Source organism: Natronobiforma cellulositropha (assembly GCF_025629245.1).
In the GTDB taxonomy this organism is placed as follows: Archaea; Halobacteriota; Halobacteria; order Halobacteriales; family Natrialbaceae; genus Natronobiforma; species Natronobiforma cellulositropha.
Genome location: NZ_JANZXN010000022.1, coordinates 128,890 through 141,379, shown reverse-complemented (window position 1 = coordinate 141,379; position 12,490 = coordinate 128,890). Strand labels below are relative to the sequence as shown.

Below are 12,490 nucleotides of genomic sequence, written 5' to 3'. Positions count from 1 at the left end.
CTGATCGACGACGCACAGAAGATCCACCAGCAACGGCCAGTGTTACAAGAGACGCTCGCTACCGCTACGCAACCGAGGTGTGAGTCTTAGCTAAAGACGAATAACTCGCGCTCATTTTATCAGACTATGAAAGCCCGATGCTTCGCATGGTTCTTAGGAATTAAGACAGCTAATGTCAGGTGTACCGCCTCGAAATCAGAGATTCATGGCTTACTCAATATAATGGGCGGCGTTTAGTTAGGGTATGGAAAGGTGATGCGGTGGCATTTTTTGATGCTTATGTCTGAAGCTGCTCGCCTTAGGGATCTAGTGGATGGATCGACTGGAATTTGTGCAGCGAGATCGGACACCGCGATGGCGCTCAGTACTGTCCCAACCGTGGACAGACTAGGTTATCTCTTCTGAGCACCTCCCTACAGCAATGGGTCGAAAGAAGCATATCGTCGATCTCTCTGAGGAGGAACGAAATGAGCTCGAGCAGTTTGTCTCGAAAGGTGAACACCGGGTTGAGGACATCACTCGTGCCAAGGTTCTCCTCAAGTCCGACGAGGGGCTCACAGATCCGACGATCTGTGAGCACCTCGATTGCGGAGTCTCCACGCCCTATCGCACACGCAAAGCGTACGCTGAGAGAGGGCTTGCGGCGATCCACCGCCGCAAGCCCGACCGAGACTACGAGCCGAAACTTGACGGGCGAGCTGAAGCCCATCTCGTCGCATTGGCCTGTTCGGAGCCACCCGAAGGCCGATCTCGCTGGACGTACGCCCTTCTGGCTGACCGTCTCGTTTCTCTCGAGGAGATCGAGTTCGACTCGATCTCCGAGGAAGCCGTTCGACGGCGGTTAAAAAAACGACCTGAAGCCACACCGCTCTGAGTACTGGCTCATTCCACCCAAAGAGAACGCAGAGTTCGTCTATCGCATGGAAACCATCCTTTCTCTGTACGAACAACCGTACGACGAGAACCGTCCAGTCATCTGTTTCGACGAATCCAGCAAGGCGCTTCGCAAGCATGTCCGCGACCCGCTCCCGGCGTCACCGGGAGCGGTCGCTCGAACGGATCACCACTACGAACGTAATGGGAAACGAATGCTTCATCTGGCCACAGAGCCGTTAACCGGCCAGTGCCGCCTACATGTGACCGAACGCCGGCGAACGTGTGAATGGATCGACTGCATGCAGACGATTGCAGACGACTACCCGGATGCAGACCGCATCCGGGTAGTCTTGGACAACCTCAGTACGCATAATCCGGCTGCCTTCTATCGGTTCTTCCCACCCGAAACAGCACGCGAGTATCTCGATCGGTTCGAGTTCTACTACACGCCTACGCACGGAAGTTAGCTGAATATGGCCGAACTCGTCTGGAGCACGCTCCAGACGCAGTGTCTTAACCGCAGAATTCCGGACGCAGCGACCCTCCAGTCGGAGGTCGCTGCGTGGGAAACTGAGCGCAATGAGTTGGATGTCACGGTCAATTGGCAATTCACAAACGAGGACGCTCGCACGAAACTACGCCGGCTCTATCCGACTATCGAGGATACTGAAAACTAGTCACTCGACGATTGGGAAGCCACTCCTCAGTACTTCACCAAGCGTCGACTGATGAGTGAAACCGGGCGGCCGCACCTGGTTTCACTCATCCGTTCAGGCTTGCCAAAGCACTCAGTACTCGCTCCCACCTGAGTAGATTATCGCTTTCGAATACCGTTCGGGAACTCGAGAAGTTCGGTGTCAAACGAAATCAAAAAAGCCGTCCACAGGCGCGGTCTGTATGAGGAATTGAGGAACGAGCAGGTGGGAGCGATAAGTATCCATGTGACTCGCCACCTGCTCAGGGAAACACTCGACGTGGACGGTCTTGAGGCTTAGGAGAACGAGCGCACCCCGACGCCCGTCAGGGTGTTCGGGGTGCGCCTGCACTCGCTCGGATTGTCGGTGAGAGAAACAACCGCCGTCTTGCGATGGCTCGGCATTGAACGCTCACACGGAACCATCTGGGCGTTGACGCATCGGCTGGCTGATCGCCAGCCAAACCCGTCAGCGGCCAGTTACGATGGCTGTACGCAGCGATCGACATCGAATCGAAACTCGTGCTTGACGCAGAACTGTTCAGTCGGCGGGGAACCAATCCAGCGGCAGCATTCTTACACCGACTGAGCGAGAAACACGACTCTCTGAGGCCCTGTTTCTCGTCAATGGCTTCGGCTATCTGACTGTCCCCTCTCGGGTAGACCTCGGCGGTCGCCTCGACTATAGCGAGCGAAACCACACCGAACGCTGGTTTCAGACGTTGAAGGTTCGGACCGACCGCTTTCATATGAGATGGGTGGGCAGTCCAGTCAACTCCAGACAGTGGATCAATCGATTCGTCTACCACTATAACGAAAATCGACCGAATTAGTCACTCAACCACCGAACGCCAGCTGAAGAAGTGTTCAACTAGACGGTGCCGTTCAATCCAGTCGCTCGCGAAACTTAGGCGGTGGCTCAACCGAAGAAACGTCTCTCACAGAGACGTTTTGAAATGTCTCGATCCGCGAAAATCTCTGGCGAGAGCACCCGTTTGGTTCTCTTCCAGAACGGTTCGATCGCGTTGAGCGTGGCGAATGCGGCGGAATGAAACGAAATTGATGCCGAACTCGTCGGCCCGTTTATGGGCGAGTTTCGCGTGGTGAGGGCCATAGTTGTCGGCCACGAGCAGAATCCGCCCAAGTGATTAGCGCAACAATTGACCACCTCTCGAAAGAGAGTCAAACCGTACTCATGGGATATGACGCCCGAGCGATTTTAAGGGGTCAAAACATGTGCAGACCACTCATTGTGGGCGACACGCGATACGAGCACGATGGGATTCGAACCCACGACCGTCGGATTAGAAGTCCGACGCTCTATCCAGACTGAGCTACGTGCCCTCGAGTACCCACTCGTCCACCGATCAGTATAAGCAGTAGGGATTTGCGTCGCGTCTCAGCCGTCGAACCGGTACAGCGACGTAACGTAGGGGAGGCGGTGTGCCATCCAGATGGTGACCGGGAGGCCGATGATCGTCACGGCGAAGAGGGCGGCGAGGTTCGCCCAGAGGAAACTCAGCCACCAGCCGACGAGGACGAACCAGATCGCACGCACGAACAGCGAGGACTGGGCGCTCGAGCGCTCGCGTCGGCTCGAGCGGGGTTCTTTGAGCGTCAGGGCGGTGGGGACGAGGTTGATGAGGGTGATGCCGACGGGGATGAGGACGATGGTGAGGTGCAGGAGCCAGGCGACGTTGACGAGGATGGGGGTGAGCCACCAGCCGACGAGGAGGAACCAGACGGCGCGCACGGGCAGGGAGTGCTCGGCCATACGTGATGAGAGCGGGGCTGTCCCGATAACACCGGCGGTGCGGGTCGAAGACACAGCCCTTATGGGCGCGTCGTGTGTACTCAGGTCCAATGCACGTCATCGGAACCGTGGGGCTGCCCGGCAGCGGCAAGGGTGAGGCTGCCACGGTCGCCCGGGAGGCGGGGATTCCCGTCGTGACGATGGGCGATGTCGTCCGTCAGGAGACCACAGACCGCGGTCTCGACCCCACGAAAGACCACGGCACGGTCGCACAGGCCATGCGTGACGAAGACGGCCCGGCCGCCATCGCCGAGCGCTCCCTGCCGATGATCGAGGACCGACTCGAGCGCGCCGACACCGTCCTCGTCGACGGCCTGCGCTCGGGCGTCGAGGTCGAACGCTTCGAGGAGCGCTTCGGCGAGGCGTTCACGCTGGTCTGTATCGACGCACCCTTCGAGGTCAGAGCCGAGCGCGTCGCCGCCCGCGGCCGCGACGCCGACGAGACCGACGGCGGGGAGGGCCTGGCCGCCCGCGACGAGCGCGAACGCGGCTTCGGCATGGACGAGGCGATCGAGCGCGCCGACGTCGTCGTCGAGAACACGGCGACGCTCGAGGCGTTCCACGACCGCGTGCGAGCGGTCATCGAAGACGGGGCCGACGCCCGCGCACACGAGGTCTGAGTATGCCAGAGATCTACCGCGTCGACGTCGAGATTACGGCACCGGTCTACGACACCGAGGTGACCGCCCGGGTCGCCGACGCCGTCGTGAACCTCTTTCCGAACGCCGACCTGGAGGAGGGTCCCGGTGAGATCCGCGCGAGCGCCCACTCGCTCGATCACTTCTCGGAGGCGCTCCACCGCCAGGAGATCCTCGACACCGCCCGCAGCGAGTTCTTCACCAACCGCGCGGGCGAGTCGTTTCGCTTCGCGCTGAAGAAGGGGGCCGCCTTCGAGGGGCGGGTCAACTTCGCCGTCGGCGAGGAGGACGAACTCGGCGAGATCGAGGTCCGCGTCACCGTCCACGAGCCGACGCTCGAGGCGTACGTCGACCACGTTGCCCCGCCGACCGAGGACGGCCGTCCGATCGACCCCTAGCCCAGACAGCGCGCTGCGTCTTCGAGATACTCGTCGGCTTCTTCCCAGTGGTCGCGCGCGCCGAACAGGTCGCCGTCGTCGGCCGCGTCGGCCCCCGCAGCGAGTGCGGCGGCGGCCTCCTCGAGGGCGACGCTCTGACAGAGCGGTTCGTAAAAGTATCCCTCGAGACCGTCCGGTGCGCCCGTCGCGCCGCCCTCGAGCGTCGCATTCGCTTCTTCGAACACGGCTTCTCCGGCGGTGAACGCCTCGCTCGCCGCGGCGAACGCGCCGTCGTCGATGTGGTCGTCGCCCTCCTCGAGGTACTCGTAGCCGGTGACGAGTGACTCGGTGCCCCCGGCCAGCGCCTCGAGTGTGTCGATCACTGGCTCGAGTGCGCGGGCGCCGTCTTCGAGGTCGGTGGGAGGGATCGTGTCGTACTCCTCGAGGCGGTCGTGCTCGAGGGCGTCGAGGAGTGCCAGCGCGTCGTCGAGGCCCCCGCGGGCGTCCTCGACCTGCGCACGCTGTGTGGAAATCGAGTCGCGGGCGTCGGCGAAGCGCTCGTCTGCCAGTGCCTCGGTGATGGCCTCGCGTTCGGCTTCGAGCGTCTCGTCGGTGACGGCCGCGAGCGCGTCGACGAGCGCCTCGAGGACGTCGGCGTAGCGCCAGAGTTCGTCGATGTCCTCGCGCTGGGTGTCGTCCGCGTGGTCGGTCGCCTCGAGTAAGTGCGCGCGTCCGGTGTCGATGGCGGCGCGTGGCTCGGCGGCGTCGAACGAGACCGACTCGGGGTCGGAGAGACCGGACTCGAGTTCCTCGAGTGAGATGGCCGCGCGGTTCAACTGGCCGACGCCGCGGCTGATCTCGCGGGTCGCGGTGCGGTCGGTGGCACCGCCGTCCGTCTCGTCGTCCGAGCCGGTGGTATCCTCGAGTCGCTCGAGACACCCCGCGAGGACGGCGAGAGTGAGGGCTGTTCCGGCGTGCGTGAGATACCACCGGCGATGCATACGACCATGTGTGAGTTCGAGCGCTTGAACGTTCGGGCCGTTTCGGCCCCAGGCCGTATTCGAGGTGGCGAAGAACGCCGGTCAGCCACCCGCGGTGAGAGCCAGCGCTCCCGAGGAGTTACCCTCCCCGCGACGACGGAGACGGCGTGACTAGCCGAACGGACCCATGCCGCCACCGCCGCCGCCCTGTTGCATCTGTTTCATCATCCGCTGCATCTCCTTCTCCGAACCCATGCCCTGGAACTGTTTGATCGTGCGCTCCATCATCTTGTACTGCTGGAGGAGTTCGCGGACGGCCTCCTCGCTGGTGCCCGAGCCGCGGGCGATGCGTTCGATCTGACTCGCGCCGATGGCGCGGGGGTACTCCTTCTCGGTGTCGGTCATCGAGTCCATGATGAACTCGAAGGTGCGCATGCGCTCCTGGGTGACGTCCATCGCGTCGTCGGGCAGCTGGTCTTTGATGCCGCCGCCGAAGCCAGGGATCATGTCCAGCACCTGATCGAGCGGTCCCATGTTGTTCATCGCCTCCATCTGCTTTTGCATGTCGACGAGCGTGAACTGTCCCGAGAGCATGTCCTCGGGGTTCCAGTCGTCGTCTTCGGCACCCGTCTGGTCCATCGCGCGCTCGACGCGCTCGGCGAGCTGGGCGAGGTCGCCCATCCCTAGCAGCCGGGAGATGAAGCCGTTGGGTTCGAAGCGCTCGACGTCTTCGACCTCCTCACCGGTGCCGAGGAAGGCGATCGAGGAGTCGGTCTGGTCGACCGCCGTCAGGGCACCCCCACCTTTCGCCGTCCCGTCGAGTTTCGTGATGACGACGCCGTCGATACCGATCGACTCGTCGAACTGCGCCGCCTGGTCTTTCGCCCCCTGACCGATCGCCGCGTCGAGTACCAGCAGGGAGGTGTCGGGGTCGACCAGCGCCTCGATCTGTTCGATCTCGTCGATCAGGTCGTCCTCGAGTGCGTGACGGCCGGCGGTGTCGACGATGTGCACGTCGGCCTCGCTCGTCGCCTCGAGTCCCTTCCGGGCGATGTCGACGGGGTCGTCGTTGTCGGGGTCGCCGTAGAAGTCGACCTCCGCGCGGGCGCACATCTGTTTCGCCTGGTCGTACGCACCGGGGCGGAAGGTGTCGGTCTGGATCACGGCGGGGCGAAGCCCCTTCGTCGAGAACCACCACGCCATCTTCGCGGAGGAGGTGGTCTTCCCCGACCCCTGGAGACCCGCCAGCAAGATCGTCTGTTCTTCGAGCGGCAGGTCGGTCGAGTCGCCGATCAGACCCACGAGTTCCTCGTAGACGATGCGGAGGACGAAGTCGCGAGCGGGAGTGCCGGCGGGTGGCTCCTCCTCGAGTGCGCGCGTCTTGATCGAGTCGGAGAGGTCCATCACGAGCGAGACGTCGACGTCGGCCGAGAGCAGCGAGCGCTGGATCTCTTTGACGATGTCCTCGACGTCCTCCTCGGAGAGGCGAGACTTCCCGCGGAGTTTGTCGAGCGTCCCTCGGAGAGAACTACCGAGATCGTCGAGTACCATTTGCTCTGCGTACGGGGCGACCGCGTTAAAGGCTTTTTCTCGGCCGCGTCTCGGGGCGGAGACCACGGCGGCGGATGGTCGGCCGAGACCACCGGAAGGAATTTGTGTCTATGATCCGAACACAAAAGCATGAAGCTAACGCGGCGGAATGCCGTCACCGCCCTCACAGCGATGGGGGTGAGCGTGAGCGTCGCAGGCTGTACGGCACCGGTCGGTGACGACAGTGCAGGCGGCGACATCGACGAGCCAGGCCACACCACACCGGGAGACGAGCCGCCGGTCGACGGACTCGTGGCGACGGCCGAGACCCTCTATCCCTCCTCGGTCGAGGTGACAGCCGAGTTCGTCGAGACCTACGTCCACGGCCGCGCGATCGTCGACGAGGCGTATCTCGTGGAGATCGCCCGGGCGTACGCGACCGTCGACGAGCACGCACACGAGGTGTCGGGCGAGCCGTTCGTGGAGCTGACGGGGGCAGAGCGCGACGAGGTACTCGAGGACCTGGGAGTCGGGACGGCGACGCCGAACCCGGACGGGGGCGGGTCGGAGCACGTCCGGTTCTACCTCTTCGAGGAGTTGCTGTACGCCTTCTTCGTCTCGGCGGAGCCAGCGGCGGTGTACGACCACCTGAACCCGCCGGGGCGGCCGGGTGGGACCGAAACCTACCGGGAGGCGATCGGCGAATGAGCGCGGAACGGACGCCAGAAGACGACGCGGACGTCTGCGTGATCGGATCGGGTCCCGGTGGCGCGCTCGTCGCCGCCGACCTCGCCGCGCGCGGCTACTCGGTCGTGATCCTCGAGGCGGGGCGCTGGTTCGACCCCGACGAGCGCCACGTCCAGATGGAGCTGGCGCTCCGAAACGGCTACGACGGACTCGAGGTCTGGGAGATGGGTGGCGAGCGCGACGAGTACCTGACCCTCGAGTACGACGTCCCACTGAACACAGAGCGCGTCAAGGGCGTCGGCGGGACGACGCTCCACTGGGGTGCGGTCACGCCACGGCTCCACGAGGAGGATTTCGAGATGGAGACGCGGTACGGACTCGCGCGCGACTGGCCGCTCGAGTACGACGACCTCCGACCGTACTACGCCGCCGCAGAGCGCGAACTCGGCGTCTCGGGCGACGAAGACAACCCCTTCGCCCCACCTCGATCGGAGCCGTACCCGATGGAGGGGTTTCCGGCGAGCCAGGCCGACTCGGTCTACGCCCGCGGCTGTGAGGACGTCGGTGTCAGGATGCACACCGCACCGCACGCCATCGCGAGCGAGCCGTACGACGGCCGCTCGCCGTGTCAGGGCTACGGCACCTGCATTCCGGTCTGTCCCTCCGGCGCGAAGTACAGCGCCGACGTCCACGTCCGGAAGGCCGAAGCCGACGGCGCGCGGGTGATCGACCGCGCACAGGTCCACCGCCTCGAACACGACTCGACCGGCGAGACGCTCGAGCGCGCCCACTACACCACCCCCGACGGCACCGAGTACGAACAGGCGGCGGACGCCTTCGTCGTCGCCTGCGGCGCGATCGAGACGCCACGGCTGCTGTTGCTCTCTGCGTCCGACGCACACCCCGACGGTCTCGCGAACTCGAGCGGGCAGGTCGGGCGGAACCTGATGGGGCACCCCTACGTCACCACGGTGGCGGCGCTCGAGGAACGAACCAGACAGAACGAGATCGGGTTCACGACGAGCATCAGCCACGAGTTCTACGACCACGAGGAGGTACCCACCAGTTTCCAGTTCGAGTTCAGCAACGTCGCGGAGTACGCGCCGATGGAGATCGTCTCGTTCACCGAAGAGTGGGGCGACGACCTGTTCGAGCCGTTCGATACACATTACGGCCAGGTGGGATCGATCGTCACCGCGGTCGAACAGCTACCCGACCCCGACAACCGCGTCACCCTCGCTGGTTCGCGCACCGACAACCACGGGCGGCCGATTCCGATGGTCGACTGGCACCTCGGCGAGCGCGAACTCGAGACCGCCGCGTTCGCCCAGGAGGTCGCGGCGGACATCCTGACGGCTATCGACGGCGAGGTCGTCTGGCAGAGCGATCCCGAGACAGTCGGCATGGGTGCCCACCACATGGGGACGACGCGGATGGGGACCGACCCCGACGAGAGCGTCGTCTCCCCGGAGTTGCGCGCCCACGACCTCGAGAACCTCTACATCTCCTCTGCGAGTACGTTCGTCACCGGCGGCGCGGTCAACCCGACGCTGACCATCGCCGCGCTCGCGCTGAAGGTCGCGGACCACGTCGACGGACGGCTCTGACTCCCGTCCAGCGAGCCAGCGGTGGCTTTCCGCGAACCGAAGCCTCAAGCACCGGAGTCGTCTGCGAGCGGGTATGGAAGTCGTCGGCCGGCTGGTCTTCTTGCTCGTCCTCGTCGCCGTCGGCGTCGGGCTGCGCGCGAGCGGCCACCTCGGCCAGACCCGGACCGCCCGGCTCAACGCCGTCGCCTACTTCGTCGCGCTGCCCGCGCTCATCTTCGTCTCGACGGCCGGCCAGGCCGTCGGCGACTTACTCACCCCGACACTGCTCGCCGGACTGCTCGTCGTCTTCACCACGACGGTCGCCCTCGCCTGGGTCGTCCACCGCAAGCAGGCGAACCCGGCCAGACGGAGCGTCGCCATCGTCCAGTCGTACCACTCGAACCTGGGCTACCTCGGCGTCCCGCTGATCGCCGCGACGTTCGACGCCGAGGTGACCGCCATCGCGAGCGTCATCCTCGGCGTCGTCTCCTTCGTCCAGTTGCCGACGACGATCCTCTTCCTCTCGACGATCAACGGCGCGGACGTGTCGCTACGTCACGAACTCGGGCGGCTGGCGAGAAATCCCGTCCTGCTCGCGCTCGTGGCGGGACTCACCGTCGGCTCGGTCGGGCTGACGGTTCCCGGACCAGCGACGGCCGGACTCGAGACCGTCGGCGCGCTGGCGCTCCCGCTCGCGCTACTGTGTGTCGGCGCCTCGCTCAGACTCGAGCTCCCCGCGGCCGATCTCGGCGCGACCGGGAGCGTCGTCGCGCTGAACGTCCTCTCGATGCCGGTCCTGGCGTGGGCCGTCTTCTCGCTGCTCGCGGTCGATTCGGCGACGTTCGCCGCCGCCGTCGTCATGCTCGGAACGCCGACGGCCGTCTCGACGTTCGTCTTCGCGAGCGAACTCGGCGGCGACGAGGCGTTCGCCTCGCGCAACGTCTTCGCGACGACGGTGGTCTCGATTCTCACGCTGATCGTCATCATCGCGCTCGTGAGCTAGCGCTCGAGCCACCGACTCGCCGCGCGTGGCGAGCGCCTTTATCCGTCCGTCCGTGGTGGATGTTCGAGACCCACCATGACCACGAACGAGTTCGACGTCGTCGTCCTCGGTGGCGGTTCCGGCTCACAGATCGCGAGCGCGGCCGCCGCCGAGGGACTCGAGGCGGCCGTCCTCGAGCCGGGACCCCTCGGCGGGGCGTGTATCACGAGAGGCTGCGTTCCCTCGAAGGCGCTAGTCCAGCGCGCCGACCTACTCGAGGAGATTCGCCGGGCCGGGCGCTTCGGTATCGACGCCACGGTCGAAGGAATCGACTTCGGCGCGATCACCGAGACTATCGAGTCGACCGTCTACGAGAAGGCCGACCGCCAGCGCGGGACGCTCGAGGGGACGGCCGGGCTCACGCTGTACGAGGCGGTGGGGCGGTTCGTCGACGAGCGGACGATCGCACTCGAGCGAGACGAGGGTGAGAGTAGCGGCCACGACAGCACCGACCGCAACGACGCCCCCGGCCGGATCCGCGGCGACCACGTCGTCATCGCCGTCGGCGGGCGGCCGGTGGTCCCACCGATCGACGGTCTCGAGGACGTGCCGTACCTGACGAGCGACGACGCGCTGTTTCTCGAGGAGCGACCCGAAACCCTCGTGATCGTCGGTGGCGGCTACATCGGCGTCGAGCTGTGTCACGTCTTCGCCGCCGTCGGCACCGACGTCACGCTCGTCGGGCGAAGCGAGTCCCTGCTCCCGGACGCGGACGCCGACGTGAGCGAAGCTGTCACGGAGGCCCTCGCGGCACGCACCGACTGCTACACCGGCCACGAGGTGACCGCCGTCTCGAGTCGAAACGGAGGGGTTCGCGTCACGGCCGAATCGGGCGACGGTGAGACGGTCGACCTCGACGGCGACGAGCTGCTCGTCGCGACCGGCCGTGAACCGAACACCGACGCGCTCGGTCTCGAGCGGGCGGGCGTCGAGACCGACGAGCGCGGCCACGTGGCCGTCGACGAGTGCCTCGAGACGACGAGCGAGAACGTCTGGGCGCTCGGTGACGTTCTCGCCGCCCACCCGTACAAACACGCCGCCGACTACGAGGCGCGAGTGGTGACGAGAAACCTGCTCGAGCGGGCGCTCGGCAGGGGCGAGCGAGAGGATCGAGGTGAGACCGACGAGCGAGGCGAGACCGACGGCCCGGTCACCGTCGAGTACGACACGGTGGCCCACGCGGTGTTCACGCACCCACAGGTCGCGAGCGTGGGCCAGACCGAGGACGCACTCGAGGAGGCGGGACGCGCCTACGAGGCGACGACGGTTCCCTACGACGTGGCCCCGCTGGGGATGCTCCTCGACCTCGACGAGGCGGCGTTCGTGAAGGTGCTCGCGAGTCCCGACGGCGAGGTGCTCGGCTGTCACGTCGTCGGTCCGCAGGCGTCGACGCTGATCCACGAGGTGGTCGTCGCGATGGAGACCGGGCCAGGGACGCTCGAGGCGCTCGCTGACGTGGTCCACGTCCACCCGGCGCTGAGCGAGGTCCTGCTCGTGGCGTTCGACGAGGCGGCGGGCCGACCGCACTCGACGGCACCCGACTGGCGCGGCCTGCGCGAGGGGATGTGACAGCGTTTATTGTGCCTCCACATCGAGCGAACGGTATGACCGGAAAACTCGAGACCTACCAGGGAATCGTCGACGCGGGCGTCGTAGCCGTCATGCGCGGAATCGAGCGCGAACAGATCGTTCCCGTCTCGGAGGCGCTCTACGAGGGCGGCGTGCGCGCACTCGAGATCACGGCGGACGCGACCGACGCGAGCGCGATGATCTCGGAGGTGAGCCGTGCACTCGCCGACACCGACGCCCTCATCGGCGCGGGGACGGTCCTCGACGAGCCGATGGCCGTCAACGTGATCGAAGCCGGTGCGGACTACATTCTGGCACCGCACTTCGACGAGGGCATGGTCACCGCGTGTAACCGCTACGGAAAGGTGGCGATTCCGGGCGTCGCGACGCCGACGGAAGCCGTCACCGCGGCCGAAGCGGGCGCGGACATGCTGAAGGTGTTCCCCGCCGCCGCCCTCGGCACGAGCTACATCAAATCGATTCAGGGACCGCTCGGACAGCTCCCGATCGTCGCCACCGGCGGCGTCAGCCCCGACAACGTCCACGAGTTCTTCGAGGCTGGCGTCACCGCCGTCGGCGCTGGCTCGGCGATGATCGACTACGACGCAATCGCTCGCGACGACATGGAGGCGGTCACCGACCACGCCGCCAGGTTCGCCGAGGCGGTCGACGAAGCGCGTTCGTAGGCGAAAGAGAAT

General features: G+C 65.3%; 12 protein-coding genes, 1 tRNA gene and 2 pseudogenes. 11 read left to right on the top strand and 4 right to left on the bottom strand.

The window, feature by feature from the left end; all coding sequences use genetic code 11:
* The first annotated feature begins 421 nt into the window (after nt 1-421).
* The 4 genes and pseudogenes from N0B15_RS11590 (at nt 422) to N0B15_RS11580 (ending at nt 2,403) form a co-directional block, all read left to right on the top strand.
* Nucleotides 422-874, top strand: coding sequence for a helix-turn-helix domain-containing protein (locus tag N0B15_RS11590; protein ID WP_263019865.1), 453 nt, complete (start codon nt 422-424; stop codon nt 872-874).
* 46 nt (nt 875-920) lie between these two features.
* On the top strand, nt 921-1,343 hold the full coding sequence (locus N0B15_RS18345) for a transposase (RefSeq protein WP_425494230.1): 423 nt from the start codon (nt 921-923) through the stop codon (nt 1,341-1,343).
* A 299-nt stretch (nt 1,344-1,642) separates the two neighbouring features.
* Nucleotides 1,643-1,753: pseudogene (locus N0B15_RS11585) on the top strand (IS6 family transposase); the annotation flags it as partial.
* A 64-nt stretch (nt 1,754-1,817) separates the two neighbouring features.
* A pseudogene (locus tag N0B15_RS11580) lies at nt 1,818-2,403 on the top strand (transposase domain-containing protein).
* Nucleotides 2,404-2,839: 436 nt separating this feature from the next.
* Here the strand turns inward: N0B15_RS11580 and N0B15_RS11575 are convergent.
* Both N0B15_RS11575 and N0B15_RS11570 read right to left on the bottom strand, forming a co-directional pair.
* Nucleotides 2,840-2,914 (bottom strand) — tRNA-Arg (locus N0B15_RS11575).
* A 55-nt stretch (nt 2,915-2,969) separates the two neighbouring features.
* Nucleotides 2,970-3,344 carry a YccF domain-containing protein gene (locus N0B15_RS11570; protein ID WP_263019864.1) on the bottom strand — a complete coding sequence of 125 codons (375 nt, stop codon included), beginning with the start codon at nt 3,342-3,344 and terminating at the stop codon, nt 2,970-2,972.
* An 89-nt stretch (nt 3,345-3,433) separates the two neighbouring features.
* Here N0B15_RS11570 and N0B15_RS11565 point away from each other — a divergent pair, with 89 nt between their 5' ends.
* Complete coding sequence (locus N0B15_RS11565; protein ID WP_263019863.1) at nt 3,434-4,003, top strand: AAA family ATPase; 570 nt, start codon at nt 3,434-3,436, stop codon at nt 4,001-4,003.
* 2 nt (nt 4,004-4,005) lie between these two features.
* On the top strand, nt 4,006-4,419 hold the full coding sequence (locus N0B15_RS11560; RefSeq protein WP_263019862.1) for an RNA-binding domain-containing protein: 414 nt from the start codon (nt 4,006-4,008) through the stop codon (nt 4,417-4,419).
* Here N0B15_RS11560 and N0B15_RS11555 read toward each other — a convergent pair.
* Complete coding sequence (locus N0B15_RS11555) at nt 4,416-5,399, bottom strand: hypothetical protein (RefSeq protein ID WP_263019861.1); 984 nt, start codon at nt 5,397-5,399, stop codon at nt 4,416-4,418. The two genes, N0B15_RS11560 and N0B15_RS11555, sit on opposite strands and share 4 nt — an antisense overlap.
* Nucleotides 5,400-5,549: 150 nt before the next feature.
* Complete coding sequence (locus N0B15_RS11550; protein ID WP_263019860.1) at nt 5,550-6,929, bottom strand: signal recognition particle protein Srp54; 1,380 nt, start codon at nt 6,927-6,929, stop codon at nt 5,550-5,552.
* A 129-nt stretch (nt 6,930-7,058) separates the two neighbouring features.
* Between N0B15_RS11550 and N0B15_RS11545 the strand changes: the two genes are divergently transcribed.
* The 5 genes from N0B15_RS11545 to N0B15_RS11525 all read left to right on the top strand — a co-directional run bounded on the left by N0B15_RS11545 (nt 7,059) and on the right by N0B15_RS11525 (nt 12,478).
* Nucleotides 7,059-7,616: a gluconate 2-dehydrogenase subunit 3 family protein gene (locus tag N0B15_RS11545; RefSeq protein WP_263019859.1), complete on the top strand. Its 558-nt coding sequence runs from the start codon at nt 7,059-7,061 to the stop codon at nt 7,614-7,616.
* Nucleotides 7,613-9,202 (top strand): GMC family oxidoreductase, encoded by a 1,590-nt coding sequence (locus N0B15_RS11540; RefSeq protein ID WP_263019858.1) that lies wholly within the window; start codon nt 7,613-7,615, stop codon nt 9,200-9,202. Before N0B15_RS11545 ends, N0B15_RS11540 begins: the two co-directional genes overlap by 4 nt.
* 73 nt (nt 9,203-9,275) lie before the next feature.
* On the top strand, nt 9,276-10,184 hold the full coding sequence (locus N0B15_RS11535) for an AEC family transporter (protein ID WP_263019857.1): 909 nt from the start codon (nt 9,276-9,278) through the stop codon (nt 10,182-10,184).
* Nucleotides 10,185-10,259: 75 nt separating this feature from the next.
* The gene (locus N0B15_RS11530; RefSeq protein WP_263019856.1) at nt 10,260-11,792 is read left to right on the top strand and encodes a dihydrolipoyl dehydrogenase family protein; all 1,533 of its coding nucleotides are present in this window, start codon (nt 10,260-10,262) and stop codon (nt 11,790-11,792) included.
* Nucleotides 11,793-11,827: 35 nt separating this feature from the next.
* Nucleotides 11,828-12,478 carry a bifunctional 4-hydroxy-2-oxoglutarate aldolase/2-dehydro-3-deoxy-phosphogluconate aldolase gene (locus N0B15_RS11525; RefSeq protein ID WP_263019855.1) on the top strand — a complete coding sequence of 217 codons (651 nt, stop codon included), beginning with the start codon at nt 11,828-11,830 and terminating at the stop codon, nt 12,476-12,478.
* Nucleotides 12,479-12,490 lie beyond the last annotated feature (12 nt).